Raw genomic sequence first — 18,873 nt, forward strand, 5'->3', positions numbered from 1 at the left:
TAAACAATGGGGGATATTTATGGCAAGTTTTGGTCATGGTGGAAATGCAAAAGTAATAAGCAGAGAAAATAAACTTCAATATGAAAAAATAATAGATTTTTCAGCTAACATAAATCCTTTAGGTGCACCGAATAGTGTGAAAAAGGCTATTATTGATGGTTTGGATGAAATTGAAAAGTATCCTGATATAACTTATTTTGAACTTAAAAACTCTATTGGGGAATATGAAAATATAAATATAGATAATATTATATTAGGAAATGGTGCAGCAGAAGTTTTATTTAATATAGTTAAAGGGATTAATCCAAAAAAATCATTGATTCTTGCTCCAACTTTTTCTGAATATGAGGAAGCTGTACGAGCGGTAAATGGAGATATTATTTACTATGGATTAAAAGAAGAAAACAACTTTTGCATACAAGAAGACATTTTAGAGTATATAGATGACAAAATAGATTTAATGTTTATATGCAATCCGAATAATCCAACAGGAGTTATAACTTCAAAAGATTTATTGGAAAAAATCTTAATAAAAGCACAAGAAAATAATGTTATATTATTAATAGATGAATCCTTTTTAGATTTTATGGAAGAAGATTTATCAATGATTTCGTACATAAATAAATATGAAAATTTAGTCATAATAAAATCTCTCACTAAATTCTTTGCGCTTCCCGGAATAAGAATTGGATATGCAATATGTAACAGCTTATTAAAGGAAAAGGTCGAAATGATATCTCCTGCTTGGAATATTAATATTTTGGCTGAAATAGCTACAAAAGTTGCAGTTAAAGATGATAATTATATTACAGAATCGATAAAATTCATAAAAAATGAAAAGGAATATTTATTTAATGAATTAAGGCAGATAAAGGAATTAAAAGTATTTAAACCAAGTGTTAACTTCATATTATTGAAAAATCTAAGAAATATGGATTTGAAAAATGAATTATTAAAGAATAATATATTAATTAGAAGTTGTCATAATTACAAAGGATTGAATAATAACTTTTATAGAGTCGCAGTAAGAAATTGTGCGGAAAATATAATGCTAATACAGAATTTAAAGAATATATTTGAAGCGTATGTAAATAAAGAGTAATATTAATATCAGGTGGAGAATTTGAACTTAAATAATATTAAAAAAAGAGGTAAGTAATATGAATAAAGGGAAAGTTGTAATATCATTTAGCGGTGGTAAAGATAGTATATTATCTTTATATAGAATGATTAAAAATGGCTATGAAGTAATTGAATTATTAGTTACATTTGATAATCAAAATGATTCTTGCTTTCATAAAATACCTAGGGATATTTTAGAGAAAGCTTCTAAAGAATTAGAAATTCCACTTACAGTAATAGATTGTAGTGGTAATAAGAATTATGAAGAAGAATTTGAAAAAGCATTAAAAGTTTCAAAAGATAAAGGCGCAGAAGTTTGTGTATTTGGAGATATCGATATAGAAGCACATAAAAAATGGTGTTTAGACAGGTGTAATGCGGCAGAAATAAATGGCGTATTTCCTTTATGGCAAGAAAATAGAGAAAATTTAACAAATGAATTTATAGATTATGGCTTCAAAGCCGTGATTAAAAAAGTAAATTTAAATGCCTTAGGAATAGAATTTCTTGGGGAAGAGCTAACTAAAGAAGTTGTTAATGAAATAAAAAAATTAGGATGTGATCCAAGTGGAGAAAATGGAGAATATCACACATTAGTGTTTGATGGTCCAATATTTAAACATGGTATCAAATTCGATAAAGTTAATAAAGAAATAGTTGGAGACTTTGGATATTTAACAATAAAAATTTAAAGACTAGAGAACAATTAGCCTCGATAATTTAGAATTTGATTTTCACAAGTAAACATTGGAGACTAAAATTTGAATATTGACAATTAAGTATTATAAATGAATTTGAGAGGGGTAAATAAATGGATAAAAAAAGTATAATGTTTTTAGGTACAGCATCTTCTGTTGGAAAAAGTACTTTAGCCACAGCCCTATGTAGATATTTGAAAAATCAGGGTTTAGATGTAGCTCCTTTTAAGGCATTAAATATTTCATTGAATTCCTATGTGACAAAAGATGGGTTGGAGATGGGAAGAGCACAAGTTGTACAAGCAGAGGCATGTAAAATAGAGCCAGAAGCTTTAATGAATCCAGTATTATTAAAACCTAGCGGCGATTATACACAAGTAATAGTAAATGGGAAAGTTTATTGCAAAATTGAGCCTTATAAATATAGGGAATTAAATGAAAATTTAAAAGTACAAGTAAAAGATGCATACTCTAAATTAAGTGAAGGACACGATGTAATTGTATTAGAAGGTTCAGGAAGTTGTGCGGAGATAAATTTAAAAGATAGTGATATTTCTAATATGGCTATGGCTGAATTAGCAAATGCGCCTGTAATTTTGGTCTCAGATATAGATAGAGGTGGAGTTTTTGCATCAATTGTTGGGACTATTCAATTGTTATCGCAAGAAGAGCGTGAGAGAATAAAAGGTGTAATAATAAATAAATTTAGAGGCAATATAGACTTGTTTAAACCGGCTATAAAGCAGTTAGAGGAAATTATAAATATACCTGTTCTTGGAGTAATGCCTTATGAAAAATTTGATATAGAAGATGAAGATAGTGTAACTGAGAGAATTAGAAACGAAGAGGAAGAAGGAACTCTTGATATTGCTGTAATTAGACTATTACATATGTCTAATTTCACAGATTTTAATGTTCTAGAACGAATTCCAGGTGTAACGGTTAGATATGTTTCAAAACGTAGTGAGTTAAAAAATCCGAATTTGATAATTATCCCAGGTACTAAAAATACAATTGAAGATTTAAGATATATAAAGGAAAATAAATTATTTGATAAAATAATAGAACTGAAAGAAAAGGGTACTCTAGTGTTCGGTATATGTGGTGGATACCAGATGCTTGGTACTTTAGTTCTTGATAAATTGGGTGTAGAAGGAAATATTTCTCAGGAAGATGGTTTTGGATTTTTAGATATAAAAACAAGATTCAATGAATCAAAAATTACAAAGCAGACAAAAGCCAGTATATTATGTGACCTTAAATTAATAAGATCTATAGAAGGCAGTACAATAACTGGTTATGAAATTCATAATGGAATAAGTAAGGTGGGCAAAAAGTCACTTCCGTTTATGAAAGATTTGGATGGAAATATTGTGGGGGTATGTGATAACGAGAAAATGGTTGCAGGAACATATCTTCATGGGATTTTTGAATCGGAAGAGTTTATAAGTTCATTTATAGCTTCTCTTAAGGAAAATAGTAATATAAAAATATCAGAAGAAACAATTGTTGAAAAAGTTAATGAGTATAAAGATAATGAATACGACAAGTTATCAAAGTTATTTGAAAAGAATATTGATATTAATAAGCTAAAGGAAATAATTAAGCTTTAGGGGTAGAGGTGAGGATAAATGTTAACAATTACTGAAGAGAAATTATTAAAATATATAGAAGATCGTGCAAGAGCAAATATAAAAGGGAAAACCTTTTATAAAATGACAGATGTGCTTGAGCAAGCGTTTTGGATATCAGAAGAAAAGTCATATGAGGTTTTAAAGAATATAATTGCAAGAAAAAATATAGGAAACTCTAAAGAGGCAATTATAAATGAATATATTGATATGTTGAAAAAAGGGTATGGATCAATACAAGAACAGGTAGAGGTATTCGGCGGAGATAAACTATCAAGCGTAATATATACTGCTGAAATAAGGCTAAAGCAGCATCAAGGTGGCAGTTTCTTCGATATCCTCAGAGAAGTTTATAAAGTCCCAGAGGAAGAGATTATGGAGTTAACAGAAGAATTTTTGAAGTTTTTAAATTCGCCAATATTTTCATATAGGTTAGAGAAAGAAACGTTTCATAGATTTTTAGAGTCTAATTTAGATGAATTAGATAAACAATTTAATAGATTTGTTAATTTATAAAGTATTATTTTAAATAATAAAGAGCATTCTTATTAAGTGCTATGCAAATTAATAAAGGCATATGCACCAATAATAAGAGTGTTCTTTATTTTGAGATTTTGTGTATCGAAATTCTCGATAAGTAATTATTAATTTTATTGTTAGCTTTACATTATTAAGTAACAAAGAGGTATTTTAAAATAATACCAAGTTTCATAAGAATTTATTTTAAAACTCGAAGTATTGCCAATAGTATTAATAGTACGCCTGAAAGCCAAGATAGTTCAAAATGTAACTTTTGAGCAAATTTTCTCCCCAAAAATACACCAAGAGATACGCAGAACATTCCAACGATAAAGCATAATATTAGAACTTGCATATAATTAATGCTACATAAACTAGAGCCAAATCCAACAGCTAGACTATCTAGAGAAAGAGCTAAAGCTAAATAAACAGATTCTTTAACATTTAAGCATTTTGATTTATCAAAGTCAGCTTTAATTTCATCCGCATATACCTGCAATATAAATTGAAAATCAAAGAGTTTAAAAGTTAATGGTTTATCAGATTTTGAACATTTTGTAATATATGACTTAAAAATAAATTCAAATAGTCTGTATATTCCAAGTAACATTAAAAGTGAAAATCCAAGAAAAATAGGGACGTTACTTGGAAGAAAGCTTTTAAATATAGATCCAACAAATAAAGAACAAGCAAGGGTAAGAGTACATACTAAATTTATGATTATCATTGATAAAGGTGGTATTTTAATTTTAGATGTACCATAAGCCATGCTTGCAACAAAAGAATCTATACATAATGAAGATACTAATAATAAAGATTCAAGCATAAATGTTACCTCATAAGTTTTCGATATAATTCATAATATGAAAAAAAAATCCTATTAGTTACAAATTTAGATGATTAATAAAAATTAATAATTTATTAATTGAATTAATTGAAATAAGTAGAAAATAGAGATAAACTATAGAAAAGAATAGCAAACAATAATTACACAATTGGAGGATTTATATGTACAAATTAATTGCATTAGATATGGATGGAACATTACTTACAAGTGATAAAAAAGTATCAGAAAGTAATGAAGCAGCGATAAAGGCGGCAGAGAAAAAAGGAGTTAAAATAGTTTTAGCATCAGGGAGACCATTGGCTGGATTAACTAGATATTTGGAAGAATTAGATTTATTAAAGGGAGATGATTTTGTACTTAGCTTCAATGGAGGTTTAGTTCAAAATACAAAGACTGGAGAAATTGTGTCTAAAGTATCTTTAAAGGGTTCTGACTTAAAATATATATATGAAATAAGTAAAAGTCTTAATATTAATATACATGCTTTTTCTGCTAAGGAAGGATTAATAGCTCCAAAAGCCAGTAAATATACTGAATATGAGGCTACATTAAACGGGATTGATTTTACTATAAAGGATTTTAGTGAAGTTGATGATGATGAAGATATAATAAAGGTTATGATGATAGATCCACAGGAAATGCTAGATCCTGCAATAGAAAAATTGCCTAATGAAGTATATGAAAAATACAGTGTATTTAAAAGCGCTCCATTTTTCTTGGAATTTACCAATAAAGAAGTTGATAAAGGTCTTGGATTAAAAAGGCTTGGAGAGCATCTTGGTATTAAACAAGAGGAAATAATAGCTTGTGGAGATGCAGGAAATGATTTATCTATGGTTAAGTATGCAGGACTTGGTGTTGCGATGGGTAATGCAACTGATGAAGTTAAAGAGGCTGCGGAATTTATTACTTCTTCAAATGATGAAGACGGAATAGCTCTTGTAATAGAGAAATTTATATTAAATGAATCAGTAGAGTAATTTAAATTCTAAATATTATTTAGATAAACTATAATAAGGGATTGAGCCACATAATAAATAATTATAAGGGGAATGGGAGATACTATAGCAATTAGGGGGGATATACGCTATGAGGTTAGTCCCGATTGAAAATGTAAAACCAAATACAGTGCTTGGTAAATCCCTATATGATGTAGACGGTAGGATATTACTAAGAGCAGGAGTAGTTTTAAGAGAAAATACAATTGCGAAAATTAAACAAATAAATATTTTATCCATATATATTGTTGATAAGTATAGTGATGAAGAAATTGAAGATATAATTAAACCAGAATTGAGACAAAAGGCAATTATAACAATAAAAGAAGCCTTTTCTAATATTGGAAGACTTAATGGAAAGAACGCAGTACGGGATAGAGAAAGTGATTATACCTGGCAGGAACAAAGTTATTTTTATAATATAGGTAAAATGGCTGTGAGTATAATAGATGATATACTAAATCGTAAAGATGTAATGCTTGCATTAGTTGATATTCGAAGTATGAATAATTATACTTATTCACATTGTGTAAATGTTGCCGTAATTTCACTCACATTAGGTATAGCATTCCAATTACCAAAAAAGAAATTAGAGGCTCTTTGTATTGGAGCTTTAATCCATGATATTGGTAAATCGCTTTTACCAAAAGAAATTTTAGACAAACAAGGTGACTTAAGTGATGAGGATAAAGAAATAATGAAGCAGCATCCAAGGCTTGGATATAAGTATTTATCAAGCACTTATAATATAAATAGCTTAAGCAAGCTGATAGTTCTTCAACATCATGAAAGACCTGATGGAAATGGATATCCCGATGGGCTAGACAAAGATAATATTGTTGATCTAAGTAACATAGTAAGCATTGCAAATATCTATGATAATTTATCAACAGATTTACCGAGTAAAAGAGCAATGTTTCCAAGTGATGTTTTAGAATTTCTGATGTCAAATGCAGGGACAATGTTTGATTATAATATTGTTAATACTTTTTGTAGGATAGTAATTCCATATCCCAAAGGGACTATCGTAGAAATCAGCACTGGGGAGACTGCAATAGTTGAAGAAACAGTGCCAGGTTTTCCGTTAAGGCCGACTTTAAAGATAATTGAAAGTAATAGGGTTAGCAGAATAAACGAAAAAGTTGAACTTATTAAAGAGATATCAATTGTAATTACAAAAGTTAAATACGAATTTCAAGCATAAAGATATAGAAATAAACAGCATGTTTTTATTAAAGTTCTTAGGAATTAAAATTTTTGAATTCCTGGAATGACAATAAAAACATGCTGCCTTATTTTTTAGTATTATATTTTAATGTAGTAATTATTATTATTATTCACAAATATCTATAAATTTAAAATTAATAACATCAAATAATCCCCTATCAGTAATTTTTAAATCAGGAATTACCGGCAATGATAAGAATGAGAGTGTTAAAAATGGATTGAAATTAATATCAGGTGCTATTAGTTTAATAGCTAAGTGAAGTTTTTCTAATTCATTTTCAATTTCTGTATATTTTCTGTTAGTCATAAGACCACCAATTTCTAGTTGAATATGTGCAAGCACTTTTTCGTTTTTAACCACTATTATGCCACCATGCATTTTTTCAAGTTCCTTAGCAGCAAATAACATATCTTTATCATTTGTTCCAGCAAGAATCAGATTATGTGAATCGTGGGCAATTGTAGTTCCTACAGCACCTTCTTTAATTCCAAGTCCTTTTAATATTCCAAGTCCTATATTGCCTGATGCTTTATGTCTTTCAATAACAGCAATTTTTATTAAATCATCGCTAAGTGAACAGTGAAAAGATTCAGAATTATTATTTTTTAATGAATCAATATCTGAAATATTAAGCTTTAAATGAATGCTCTCTAATTTATTTGGAATTATTTCGATAATATTAAGTTTACTATAATCTTTATTAACTCTGATATTAAAGCTGCTTTCATCTAACTTAGGAAGGTTTATAGTGTTTTTATAAATAATGCTAGAAGGTGATACTGTAGTTTTTATATTAATCAATTTATTATCATTCACAACTAGTTTACCATCTTTGTATACGCTGGATATTTTAAATTCCTCTAAATTATCTAGTATAATAAAATCAGCAATATATCCAGGTGCAATTGCTCCTTTATTATTAAGCCTGTATAAATTAGAAGGATTAATAGTTGCCATTTGAATAGCTGTTTCAGGTTTTAAGCCAGTTTGTACTGCATAAACTATAGAACTGTTAATTGATCCATTATGAGCTATATCATCAATGTGTTTATCATCGGTACATAAGCAAAATCTACTGCTATTTCCTTCATTAACTGCTGGTAGTAATTCCTTTAAATTTTTAGCAACACTGCCTTCGCGAATTAAAACATACATTCCACGTCTGACCTTGTCTATAGCTTCTTCTGAGTTATTACATTCATGATCAGTTAGAATATTGGCACTTCTATAGGTATTTGTCATCATAGAATTAAAGCCTGCACTATGTCCATCGATAACTTTATTACAATTTATAGCATCTAAAAGTTTATCAACCATATTATCTTTGCAATCTGATACTGCCGGATAATCCATAACTTCAGCCAAACCTAAAACTTTATCATTTAAATAAAAGTCTTTTAGATCTTTAGATAACAAGGTTGCGCCAGAACTCTCGAAACTAGTACCAGGAACACAAGAAGGAAGCATAAAGTATACATCAAAAGGAATTTCTTTTGACGAATCGAGCATAAAGTTTATACCATCAGTTCCCATAACATTTGAGATTTCATGAGGGTCTGTAATTACAGAAGTAATCCCATTTAATAAGGCTAGTTTATAATATTCGCTTGGGGGAACTAAACTTGATTCTATATGACAATGTGAATCGATAAGTCCGGGACAAATATATTTATTTGTGCCATCTATAACTTGATATCCATCGTAGTCTCCAATACCAACTATATAGCCATCTTTAACACCAACACTATCTACAAATTTATCTTTATTAAAAACGTCAATAATAGTTACGTTTTTTATCACTAAATCACACTTTATACTTTTGTTTGATGCTTTGATATGATTTATTAATGTTTGTTTATCCAAAATAATGTCCTCCTTTTCTGCAGTTATAATTAGATATGTATAGGAATATCCGCAAAAATATATTTTCTTATTATAATTTAATATAGTTAATTTTGTCAAAGTCAGAAAAGGTTTAACTAAAAATAAATATTCTTATTAAATATAGTATTATATATAGGATAAACTTATAATAAATAAATATTATTATTATATGGAATTTATTTTTTAAAACAACAAAATTTTTGTTTGCTTATATACAAAAAGATGGATATCATTGATACCCATCTCAATATTTTTTAAATAAATTCTATACATGTAGGTGTTGGAAGAGAACAAGAGTTAACAAATGCCAAAGTTCCTAATGACGGATCAATAGAAAAGATAGAAATATTATCAGTATTTTCATTGGCACAAAGCAAAAATCTACCTGTAGGATCTATCTGAAAGTCTCTTGGAGAGATTCCTTCACAAGAGAAACTATCTACAAAAGTTAAAGTTCCATCTAATTCGTTTATTATAAATAAACTTAAGGAATTATTACCTCTGTCCGAGGTATATAAGAACTTATTATTCTCATGAATACGTATTGCAGCACCAGACTTTTCACCTTTATATTTCTGATGTAGGCTGCTTAGTGTCTGAATATTATAAAAAGGGATCTTAGATGTTGGATTATATTTAAAAACGAAAATTTCAGAAGTTAATTCGCTCAGAACATAATAAAAAGGTGCTGTTTTTAAATAAGTTAGATGCCTTGGACCACTTCCGGAAGGGAAAGAGAAACTAATATCATCCCTTTGAATAAGGTTATTTTCTTCTAATGTATAAACCATCATTTTATCAATACCTAAATCAATCGATAAAATATATTTTTCATCTGCAGTAAACATGGAACAATGAATATGAGGTTTTTCTTGTCTTGAAGGGTTTATGCTAGATCCACTGTGGCTTCCAATCATAGGAGAATTTAATATTAAGCCATCTTGAGTATTATAAACTATCATCTTGTTTTCGTGGTAATTTGATGAGATCAGCATTTGCTTGTTGTTGCCTATATTTACATGACAAGGTGGTTTCTCCTCTGAAAGATTGTTATTAATAAGATGAAGATCAGTTTGTTCACTTAAATATTTGAAGGAAGAGACACCAGCTTTTTCATTAATTTTGCAAGTAGAATAAATAATCTGCTTTTCTTTATCAGCGATTAAATAAGTGGGATTTTCAATTTCATAAGCTAAATTTACTTCTTCAATATTTCCAGATTCTATATTAAAATTAAACGTATAAATACCTTTACTCTTATTTTTAGTATAAGTACCGACAAAGCCTGTCATAACATTTTCTTTTTTTATCATTAAAGTATCCTCCTTTTGTTCACATATATTAATTAGTATAGCATAAATATAATTCAAAGACTTGATGAAAAGATATTCGTCATATTTTATTGATAAGGTATAGATTTTTGATATAATAATAATTATACATAAAAAATTTAATAACTATTTCAAAGAAGAAATATTAAAATTGGGGGGGAATTAAAGGATGCCAATAAAAATTCCAATAGAATTACCTGCATTTCAGGTTTTATCTAATGAAAATATATTCATAATGAATGAAGAGAGGGCTAATAATCAAGATATAAGGCCATTAAAAATTGCAATTCTTAATTTAATGCCTAAAAAAATAGTGACAGAAAATCAATTATTAAGATATTTATCTAATACACCATTACAAGTAGAAATAAAACTAATTCAAACTAAGAGTTATACTTCTCAGAATACACCATCAGAACATTTAGACAAGTTTTACAGTTATTTTGATGATATAAAGCACGAAAAATTTGACGGTCTTCTAATAACTGGAGCTCCGGTTGAACAAATGTCTTTCGAGGAGGTTACATATTGGAAGGAACTCACAGAAATAATGGAATGGAGCAAAACACACGTATTTTCAACATTCTACATTTGCTGGGGAGCTCAGGCAGGTTTGTATTATCACTATGACATACCTAAATATATGCTTAAAGAAAAAATGTTTGGAGTATTTTCACACTGGGTAAATGATGAGAAAGCGGATTTAACGAGAGGATTAGATGACGTGTTTTATGCGCCTCATTCTAGACATACTGAAGTTAAGCGTGAAGATATAGAAAGGGTTCCAGAACTTGAAATCTTATCTGAATCTGAAGAAGCTGGCATATTTATTGTAGCTACAAAAGATAGAAGAAATGTATTTGTAACTGGACATATGGAATATGATAGAAATACATTAATGGAGGAGTATATAAGAGATAAGGAAAAAGGCGATGAAATAGCCATACCTAAGAACTATTTTAGAAATGATGATGTAGATCAAAAACCACTCTATATATGGAGAGGACCTGCTAGTATAGTTTTTGGAAACTGGTTAAATTATTGTGTATACCAAAATACACCTTTTGATCTTAATACACTTTAAAAAATTTGTATGTAAATATTATTATATGTATATATTTAATAATATAATAAAAGAGCGAGTATTTTATGATTAGATTATAAAAAGAATAAAGTGCTCGCTCTTTTCATATCAGTTTTTGCAGAAGTCATAGTTGAGGAGGATACTAATGAAAGGAAAAAAAGTTCATTTAATGTTGCTGATTAGTATAATTATTATCTTAATTATTTCAGGAATAAATCCGTATGATAGATTTACATGGTTTTTAGAAGTTTTTCCAGCAATAATAGGAATTACGGCTTTAGTGCTTACTTATAATAAATTCATGTGTACTAACTTAGTTTATATTCTGGTTTGGTTTCATGCAGTTATATTAATAGTAGGCGGTCATTATACTTATGCAGAAATGCCTTTATTTAACTGGATAAAGGATACTTTTGAATTAAGTAGAAATTATTACGATAGGCTAGGGCATTTTGCACAAGGGTTTATACCAGCAATAGTTATTAGAGAAATTCTTATGAAGAATAAAATTGTTAAAAATAATGCATGGGTAAATTTTATTACAATATCAATTTGCCTTGCAATAAGTGCTTCATATGAAATAGTGGAATTCGCTGTGGCAAGAATTACTGGCGAAAGCGCGACCGCTTTTTTAGGAACACAGGGAGATGTTTGGGATACTCAGTGGGATATGGTTTTAGCACTCTTAGGTTCAATTTTTTCAGTGTTAACATTAGGAAAATATCATGGAAATTTATTAGATAATAAAGATTTCAATTGAGAAAATACTGCTAATATTAACACATGAATTGTTTAATATTTTAAATATAATATGCTTAGAGAAATTTGAATAAGAAGTATAAGTGGAATTCCAATTGTAAACTTCTTGTGTTTTGTTTTATGTCTAAAGGTAGACATTCCAATCAGCATACCAATGGAGCCACCTAAAATAGAAATGCTCATAAGAGTTTTCTCAGATATTCTCCATTCCTTATGGACAGCTCTTTGTTTATCTATTAGCATAATTAAAAAGCCTCCTAAATTAATAATCAGTAAATATATTAAAACATATTTGATCATAATATTATGTTTCCTCCTTGCTTACTTTTGTAATCTCTAGGACTGAGCATGTCCTTAATCATAATATTATGATAGCAGATTTATAATTAATTACAAAGTACAAAGATAAATCGTAAAAATTTACTGGTTGCAAGTTAGTATAGAAATCTCCAAAAAATAATAAATAGATTGGAATTTTACCAATCTATTTATTTGAACATTATATTAACCACCTAAAGTTACATCTTGTTCGTCATACCAAGAAAGTGCATCATAAAAATCTTGTTTTTTAAAATCAGGCCAATAATTATCTAAAATATAAAAATCTGAATAAACAGATTGAACTGGTAATAAACCACTTAATCGTCTTCTTCCACCCCATCTTATAATAAGATCAATTCTTGATATATCCTTTGAATGCAAATATGGTTGGATATGTTTCTTAGAAGCATCACTATGTTTTAATAAATTTAAATCCCATTCCCACCCATAATTAATCAGAAAATTTGCTTTGATTCCGCCAGTACCAAATTTTTTTCTTTTCGTAAAAGGTATTAATTCCTCTGGAAAGCAGTTTGAGTCTGTATTTCCTAAGACTAATATTTCACAATTTTCTTTAGTTAAAAGCATAACAGAATCAATACAAGCTTTTGTAAAAGCGATTTTTTGTTCACTTGGACGTTTTGTATTATCTATTGTAAATCCATAAAAGGTTACTTCCTGTACATTTTCCTTCTGGCACAATTTAAAAACTTCAAGTCCTGGATTTATTCCATGATCATAGCCCCTATCTTTACTCAATGAATTCGATAAAGCCCAACGTCTATTGCCATCAGGAATAATACCTATATGTTTTGGTATTCGCATAATTATATTCACCTCTTAAATTAATGTTACATTATAAGAGTATAACCAATTAATGTTAAATAATACATACCTTAAAGGTATTGGGAAGCATCCGAAATATAAAAATAATTGCATTAGAGATTATTTAAAGTTTACTTCTAAGCAACCGAAATGGAATATATGTGTTTGCTTCGGTTCTTAGAAGATTTTACTGGGTGATTCTAAGAACATAAGTTGCATCCAAAGTGCTTGCTTCAAAGACTACGCTTTTGAACAAGCACATTTGGAACAACTTATATTCTAAGAATCACTACCAGCAAAATCTCCTTATGAACACTGCGCAAAAACATATATTCCATTTCTTTGTTTAATAGTAAGCTTAAATAGCTATATATTTATACAAGTATTTTTATATTTCTCTGATTATGATACCTTTAATGAATGAATATTCAAGACTTTTCATACAGTATATATATTTATAATACAATACTCATATATTCTTTGATATGTATATGTGAAATACTTAAAGTGCTAGCAAAACAAAGAAATAGAAGACATATATGTGAAGCAGGCATTGAAAAATAAGCTGCTGGAATATCTTAAGTGAAAGTTGTTCCACTTTTGCTTGTCATGCGCTTGCCGCAGGAGCATGCAGAAGTGGTGCAACTTTTAATTTAGATACTCCCAGCAAGATTTTTCATAGTCCTGAGGAACATATATGTCTTCTATTTCGGTTGTTCTCGCTTCACTTTAAGTTCTTCAAAATATCTTTAGTGTAACATGCAATTAAGAATTTTTGGAAATAAAAAACCTAAGCACTGAGATTAGGGGTTCTCGTACTTAGGTTTTGTCATTTTTAGTTAAATTACTTTATCATTTAATAAGGGGTAAATAATAATTAACTACTTTATGTTTTTATTATAATATCCCAATGTGTCAATAATATGTCAGAGAATAAAAAACTATACTTTTTAAGAATTAATTTTGAATTAGATGTTTTTTGTGTAATAATAGTATATATTAAAATATTATTAGGATAAAGTAGAAGGAAACTTGTGAGGTGACAATACGTGATAGGCTTATTTGGGATTAGAAAAAATACTCCTCTGGAGATTAGAGAGAAGTTTATAATAAAACCTAAAAAACATAGGGAATATATGAATGAGCTGCTTAAGGATGTAAATGAGGTAGTGATTTTAGCAACATGTAATAGAACAGAAATTTATTTTAATGCTTCTTTTAATAAAGAAGAATTATTAAAAAAGATTTTTGATACTTTTAATTGGGATTATGAATATAGGAGTTATATTTTTATAACTAGTGATGAAGACGTATATAGGCATTTGTTTGAAGTATGCGCTGGATTTCATTCGAAAATATTAGGAGAAGATCAAATTTTAGGACAAATTAAAGATGCTTATGAAGAAGCTTTAAGTATAAAGGCTGTTTCTCAAGAATTACACAGGTTATTTCAAGAAGCAGTTACTTGCGGAAAAAGATTTAGAAAAGAAGCTAAATTATATGAAATTCCGGTATCATCAGCTTCGATTGTAGTGAATGAAGCTATTACTCATGGATGCAGTAGATTTATGCTTTTAGGCTATGGGGAAGTAGGGCAGCTTGTCATGAAATACCTAATATCTAATAATATAGATGTTGTGTATTTGATTGTGAGGAACAGTAAAATAAGTGATGAGATTCATGACGAAAGAGTCAAAGTAATTAGCTTCGAAGAAAAGAATCAATATATTGATGAAGTTGAATGCATTATAAGCTGTACGTCAGCACCACACCCTGTTGTAAAAAGAGATGATATTAATGAAGGTGGAGATAGACTCGTAATATATGATTTATCAGTCCCTAGAGATGTTGAAAAGGAAGTCGCATTAATTGAAAGGACAGAAGTGTACAATATTGACACTATAAGTCGTATAGATGATGAGAATAAAAAGCTTCGAAAAGAAAAAATGGAAGAGCATAGATATATTATGACAAAGTATATGAATGAATATAAAGAGTGGCTTAAATTAAGAAGTATTTCTCCTGCTATTAAGAGGCTAAAATCCTTAGGGAATGAGGTTTATCAAAACAGAATTGAAACTTTTGAACATAAAAGCAATAGTGAGAAAGATATTGCTTTAGCACGCAAATTGATTAAAAGTACATCTGACTTTTACATAAATAGAGCCATTGAAGTTATTAAAGAAGAAACTTTAAAGGGATGTGGTGATGAATGGATAAAGATAATAGAAAAGATATTTATGACGAAGGAATAGAATATTCATATATTTCCTTGATATCTAAAAAAGTTAGGGTTGGAATAATTGGAGGAGGAAAAGCTGGCACAATAAAAACAAAACATTTTGTAAATAATAAGTGCTATGTAGAAGTACTTTCAAGGGAGTTTGATGAAGAAATAATTAAACTTGCAAATTCTTTTAAAGAAAGCCTTAATCTTATAAATGAAGAATTTAGTTATGATTTTTTAAGCGATAAGCACTTAATAGTTTTAGCAGTCGATGATGAGGTTTTAAAAATAAAAATACGAGATTATTGTGAGGAAAATTATAAAATATATATAGATTCATCAAATTTTAAGGATGGAATGGGAGTTGTTCCAATCCAAAGGAAGACAGAAAATATAACGTTTGCCTTAAACACTAAACAAGGCAATCCCAAAGGGGCGATTATCCTTGCGAGCAAAATAAAAAATATAATTGAAGAGTATGATGATTTTATCAAATTTATTGGAATAATACGCAATAAAGCAAAAAAACTTCCAGAGTATAAAAATGATATAATAGAACTTACTAGTAATGATAATTTTAAAAAGTTTTTCGATGAGGGAAAAGGTGAAAATGTATTAAGAGAAAAATTCCCAAAGGAAATTGTAGATTATCTTCTTGAATTGTAAAGCAAAGGTACATAACACGCGTGGAGGTATTAAAGATTAATGAATAATTTGATTATTGCAACAAGAAAAAGTAAATTAGCACAGACTCAGACAGAAATAATAATGAAAAGTTTAAAAGAGAGATTTGATATAGATGGCGAAAAACTACTTATAGTTACCGAAGGTGATAGAAAGCTAGATGTTTCTTTAGCTAAGATCGGAGGTAAAGGGTTATTTGTAAAAGATATAGAAGTTGCACTTTTAGAGAAAAGAGCGGATGGTGCTGTTCATAGCATGAAGGATGTACCTTATGAATTGAGTTCTGAATTTGAAATAGCAGCAATAACAGAGAGAGAAGATATAAGAGATGCATTGATCTCTAAAGATAACATTCCGTTTAAAGAACTTAGAAAAGGTGCAGTTATTGGAACTAGCAGTATAAGAAGAGCTTGTCAGCTAAAACTTTTAAGAAATGATTTAGAGATAGTTTCAATTAGAGGAAATGTCCAAACTAGATTGGAGAAAATGAAGAGCCAGAATTTAGATGGTATTATACTAGCTTCTGCTGGATTGAAAAGACTAAATGAAGAAGCTATAATTACAGAGTATTTTGATCCTAAAGTATTTATACCAGCAGTTGCTCAAGGTGCACTGGGTATTGAATGCCTGAAAACTAGTGATGCTAAAAAGTATTTTAAAAAGCTAGAAGATTCAAACGCCAAACTAACTGTTGAAGCTGAAAGAACCTTTATGAGAATGCTAAACGGTGATTGTCATAGCCTTATTGGAGCATATTCGGAAATTCAGGGTGATGATTTATATATGATTGGAATATATGATATAGGTGGAAGAATAGTTAAAAAAGATATTTTAGGAAATAAAGAAGATCATATCGAACTTGGAAGAAAATTAGCTAATAAGATATTAGAGATATAGGAGAATCGGAATATGAGTAAAGTATATATAATAGGAACAGGTCCTGGAGACGAAGAATTATTAACATTAAAAGCTGTTAAGGTATTAAAAAAATGTACAGCTGTCCTTTATGATAGATTAGTTTCGAATAATATATTGAATTACTTGAATGAAAACTGTGAAGTCTATTATTGTGGAAAAGAACCAGGAGCTCATTCAAAAACACAGGAAGAAATTAATGAGCTTTTAGTTAAACTTGCAAAGGAAGGTCATATAGTTGGAAGAATTAAAGGTGGAGACCCATATGTTTTTGGAAGAGGTGGAGAAGAAGTATTAGCTTTAGTCCATGAAAATATAGATTTTGAGGTAATACCAGGAGTGACATCTCCTATTGCAGCTTTAAATTATGCAGGAATCCCAATAACTCATAGAAAGATAGCCCAAAGCTTTCATGTTGTTACAGGTAAATCAGCACAAGATTTAAATGTAAACTTTAAGGCTTTAGCGGAGGAAGAAGGCACATTAGTATTTATGATGGGATTAAGCAATTTAGATAATATAGTCAGTGAGCTCATTAAGAATGGAAAAAATTCAGATGTTCCATGCGGAGTGGTGATGAGGGGAACTTCAGCTAAACAAAAAAAGGTAATAGGAACTTTAGAGAACATTTCACAAAAAGTAAAGGAAGCTAATTTACAATCTCCATGTATAATTGTTGTTGGCGAGGTTGTGAACCTAAGTAAAGATTTAAACTGGTATGAAAATAAACCTTTGTTTGGAAAAAATATATGCATTACAAGGTCACGAAGACAATCTGAGAATTTAAAGAATAAGTTGGTTGAGCTAGGTGCTGAAGTTACAAGTTTTAATTCAATAGAGATAAAGAATACTTCTGAAAACTTAGATAATTACATAGACAACATAGACAACTATAATCATATTGTGTTTACATCAGTGAATAGTGTTGAGATATTTTTTGATTATCTTATTGAAAAAGACTATGATGTAAGAAGAATTAAAGCGAAGATTTCTGCTATAGGAGCGGCAACAGCAAATGCTCTAAAGCAAAGAGGAATTATTTGTTTTGCAAAAGCTAAAGAATTTGTTGGTGAAGGGTTAGTAAGTATACTAAAGCCTCATTTAATGGAAAACGAAACTTTACTTTTGCCATGTTCAGCAAAAAGCAGAAAATATATTTATGAAGAGCTTACAAATTGTGGAGTAAGTGTAGATAAAGTCTACATATATGATACGGTTTGTGGAGCAATAGTTAACAAAAGATCTTTTGATGAAGTTGATATGGTGTTTTTCACAAGCCCATCAACGGTTGAAAATATGGTAGAAATGCTTGGAATAGAAGAAATTAAGAAAAAACAGGTTATAGCTATAGGACCAAAAACAAATGAACCTATAGAGAAATTAGGAATAAAAGCATTTGTATGCAAGGAACACTCAGAAGAAGGATTTTTAAAAGAAATCGTGGCTTTTTGCACACATTAAGAATGTTGTGTAGAGCTTAAAGTGATGAGGTAAACAACCGAAATATAAAAATACTTACAGTCTCATGAAAAATTTAGTTTACAGCTAAAAACCGAAATGGAATATATGTGTTTGCTCCGGTTCTCTGAAGAGTTTGCCGGATGATTCTAAGAATATAAGTTGTGCCCAAAGTGCTTGCTTCAAAGACACAGCTTTGAACAAGCACATTTGGAACAACTTATATTCTAAGAATCATGGCCAGCAGACTCTTCTGATGAACACTCCGCAAAAACATATATTCCATTTCTGATTTAGTGTAAATTTAAAGTAAAGCGCATTTAGACAAGTATTTTTATATTT

At 29.2% G+C, this 18,873-nt stretch carries 17 protein-coding genes; 12 read left to right on the top strand and 5 right to left on the bottom strand.

Going from position 1 to position 18,873, the window contains the following annotated elements:
• The first annotated feature begins 19 nt into the window (after nucleotides 1-19).
• From cobD to D2A34_RS08500, 4 genes are all read left to right on the top strand, one after another.
• Entirely contained in the window at nucleotides 20-1,102 is a 1,083-nt protein-coding gene (cobD, locus tag D2A34_RS08485; protein WP_119366322.1) for a threonine-phosphate decarboxylase CobD, read from the top strand.
• A 58-nt stretch (nucleotides 1,103-1,160) separates the two neighbouring features.
• On the top strand, nucleotides 1,161-1,814 hold the full coding sequence (locus tag D2A34_RS08490) for a Dph6-related ATP pyrophosphatase (protein WP_119366323.1): 654 nt from the start codon (nucleotides 1,161-1,163) through the stop codon (nucleotides 1,812-1,814).
• 119 nt (nucleotides 1,815-1,933) lie between these two features.
• A complete protein-coding gene (locus D2A34_RS08495; protein WP_119366324.1) occupies nucleotides 1,934-3,433 on the top strand; it encodes a cobyric acid synthase in 1,500 nt (499 codons plus the stop codon).
• Nucleotides 3,434-3,451: 18 nt separating this feature from the next.
• On the top strand, nucleotides 3,452-3,967 hold the full coding sequence (locus D2A34_RS08500; RefSeq protein WP_119366325.1) for a hypothetical protein: 516 nt from the start codon (nucleotides 3,452-3,454) through the stop codon (nucleotides 3,965-3,967).
• Nucleotides 3,968-4,169: 202 nt separating this feature from the next.
• Here D2A34_RS08500 and ytaF read toward each other — a convergent pair whose 3' ends face one another.
• Nucleotides 4,170-4,796 carry a sporulation membrane protein YtaF gene (gene ytaF / locus D2A34_RS08505; protein WP_119366326.1) on the bottom strand — a complete coding sequence of 209 codons (627 nt, stop codon included), beginning with the start codon at nucleotides 4,794-4,796 and terminating at the stop codon, nucleotides 4,170-4,172.
• A 182-nt stretch (nucleotides 4,797-4,978) separates the two neighbouring features.
• Here ytaF and yidA point away from each other — a divergent pair, with 182 nt between their 5' ends.
• Nucleotides 4,979-5,797: a sugar-phosphatase gene (yidA, locus tag D2A34_RS08510; RefSeq protein WP_119366327.1), complete on the top strand. Its 819-nt coding sequence runs from the start codon at nucleotides 4,979-4,981 to the stop codon at nucleotides 5,795-5,797.
• A 109-nt stretch (nucleotides 5,798-5,906) separates the two neighbouring features.
• Complete coding sequence (locus D2A34_RS08515) at nucleotides 5,907-7,019, top strand: HD-GYP domain-containing protein (RefSeq protein WP_119366328.1); 1,113 nt, start codon at nucleotides 5,907-5,909, stop codon at nucleotides 7,017-7,019.
• 129 nt (nucleotides 7,020-7,148) lie between these two features.
• Here D2A34_RS08515 and ade read toward each other — a convergent pair whose 3' ends face one another.
• Nucleotides 7,149-8,906: an adenine deaminase gene (ade, locus tag D2A34_RS08520; RefSeq protein ID WP_119366329.1), complete on the bottom strand. Its 1,758-nt coding sequence runs from the start codon at nucleotides 8,904-8,906 to the stop codon at nucleotides 7,149-7,151.
• Between the two features lie 275 nt (nucleotides 8,907-9,181).
• Complete coding sequence (locus D2A34_RS08525) at nucleotides 9,182-10,240, bottom strand: lactonase family protein (RefSeq protein WP_119366330.1); 1,059 nt, start codon at nucleotides 10,238-10,240, stop codon at nucleotides 9,182-9,184.
• Between the two features lie 187 nt (nucleotides 10,241-10,427).
• On the opposite strand from D2A34_RS08525, the gene metA reads away from it, so the two are divergent.
• Both metA and D2A34_RS08535 read left to right on the top strand, forming a co-directional pair.
• Entirely contained in the window at nucleotides 10,428-11,342 is a 915-nt protein-coding gene (gene metA, locus D2A34_RS08530) for a homoserine O-acetyltransferase MetA (RefSeq protein ID WP_119366331.1), read from the top strand.
• A 145-nt stretch (nucleotides 11,343-11,487) separates the two neighbouring features.
• A complete protein-coding gene (locus D2A34_RS08535) occupies nucleotides 11,488-12,102 on the top strand; it encodes a DUF2238 domain-containing protein (RefSeq protein ID WP_119366332.1) in 615 nt (204 codons plus the stop codon).
• Nucleotides 12,103-12,134: 32 nt separating this feature from the next.
• On the opposite strand, the gene D2A34_RS08540 is transcribed toward D2A34_RS08535, so the two are convergent.
• Both D2A34_RS08540 and D2A34_RS08545 read right to left on the bottom strand, forming a co-directional pair.
• Nucleotides 12,135-12,401: a DUF1294 domain-containing protein gene (locus D2A34_RS08540; protein WP_079441842.1), complete on the bottom strand. Its 267-nt coding sequence runs from the start codon at nucleotides 12,399-12,401 to the stop codon at nucleotides 12,135-12,137.
• A gap of 204 nt (nucleotides 12,402-12,605) precedes the next feature.
• Entirely contained in the window at nucleotides 12,606-13,247 is a 642-nt protein-coding gene (locus D2A34_RS08545) for an undecaprenyl diphosphate synthase family protein (protein WP_119366333.1), read from the bottom strand.
• A gap of 1,049 nt (nucleotides 13,248-14,296) precedes the next feature.
• On the opposite strand from D2A34_RS08545, the gene hemA reads away from it, so the two are divergent.
• Genes hemA through cobA form a run of 4 tightly spaced genes read left to right on the top strand, consistent with a single transcriptional unit; the run spans nucleotide 14,297 to nucleotide 18,534 of the window.
• Nucleotides 14,297-15,502 carry a glutamyl-tRNA reductase gene (hemA, locus tag D2A34_RS08550; RefSeq protein ID WP_119366334.1) on the top strand — a complete coding sequence of 402 codons (1,206 nt, stop codon included), beginning with the start codon at nucleotides 14,297-14,299 and terminating at the stop codon, nucleotides 15,500-15,502.
• A complete protein-coding gene (locus D2A34_RS08555) occupies nucleotides 15,460-16,140 on the top strand; it encodes an NAD(P)-dependent oxidoreductase (RefSeq protein WP_119366335.1) in 681 nt (226 codons plus the stop codon). The genes hemA and D2A34_RS08555 overlap by 43 nt, the downstream gene beginning before the upstream one ends.
• Before the next feature lie 39 nt (nucleotides 16,141-16,179).
• Entirely contained in the window at nucleotides 16,180-17,055 is an 876-nt protein-coding gene (gene hemC, locus D2A34_RS08560) for a hydroxymethylbilane synthase (RefSeq protein ID WP_119366336.1), read from the top strand.
• A gap of 12 nt (nucleotides 17,056-17,067) precedes the next feature.
• Nucleotides 17,068-18,534, top strand: coding sequence for a uroporphyrinogen-III C-methyltransferase (gene cobA / locus D2A34_RS08565; protein ID WP_119366337.1), 1,467 nt, complete (start codon nucleotides 17,068-17,070; stop codon nucleotides 18,532-18,534).
• The last annotated feature ends 339 nt before the right edge of the window (nucleotides 18,535-18,873 follow it).

The organism is Clostridium chromiireducens, from assembly GCF_003575225.1.
Taxonomy (GTDB): Bacteria; Bacillota; Clostridia; order Clostridiales; family Clostridiaceae; genus Clostridium; species Clostridium chromiireducens.

Coding starts and splice junctions, on each gene's coding strand:
- metA (WP_119366331.1), top strand. CDS start 10,428: ATGCCAATAAAAATTCCAATAGAATTACCTGCATTTCAGGTTTTATCT.
- D2A34_RS08515 (WP_119366328.1), top strand. CDS start 5,907: ATGAGGTTAGTCCCGATTGAAAATGTAAAACCAAATACAGTGCTTGGT.
- D2A34_RS08545 (WP_119366333.1), bottom strand. CDS start 13,247: ATGCGAATACCAAAACATATAGGTATTATTCCTGATGGCAATAGACGT.
- D2A34_RS08535 (WP_119366332.1), top strand. CDS start 11,488: ATGAAAGGAAAAAAAGTTCATTTAATGTTGCTGATTAGTATAATTATT.
- ytaF (WP_119366326.1), bottom strand. CDS start 4,796: ATGCTTGAATCTTTATTATTAGTATCTTCATTATGTATAGATTCTTTT.
- cobD (WP_119366322.1), top strand. CDS start 20: ATGGCAAGTTTTGGTCATGGTGGAAATGCAAAAGTAATAAGCAGAGAA.
- cobA (WP_119366337.1), top strand. CDS start 17,068: ATGAGTAAAGTATATATAATAGGAACAGGTCCTGGAGACGAAGAATTA.
- yidA (WP_119366327.1), top strand. CDS start 4,979: ATGTACAAATTAATTGCATTAGATATGGATGGAACATTACTTACAAGT.
- D2A34_RS08490 (WP_119366323.1), top strand. CDS start 1,161: ATGAATAAAGGGAAAGTTGTAATATCATTTAGCGGTGGTAAAGATAGT.
- hemC (WP_119366336.1), top strand. CDS start 16,180: ATGAATAATTTGATTATTGCAACAAGAAAAAGTAAATTAGCACAGACT.
- D2A34_RS08540 (WP_079441842.1), bottom strand. CDS start 12,401: ATGATCAAATATGTTTTAATATATTTACTGATTATTAATTTAGGAGGC.
- D2A34_RS08555 (WP_119366335.1), top strand. CDS start 15,460: ATGGATAAAGATAATAGAAAAGATATTTATGACGAAGGAATAGAATAT.
- D2A34_RS08525 (WP_119366330.1), bottom strand. CDS start 10,240: ATGATAAAAAAAGAAAATGTTATGACAGGCTTTGTCGGTACTTATACT.
- D2A34_RS08500 (WP_119366325.1), top strand. CDS start 3,452: ATGTTAACAATTACTGAAGAGAAATTATTAAAATATATAGAAGATCGT.
- D2A34_RS08495 (WP_119366324.1), top strand. CDS start 1,934: ATGGATAAAAAAAGTATAATGTTTTTAGGTACAGCATCTTCTGTTGGA.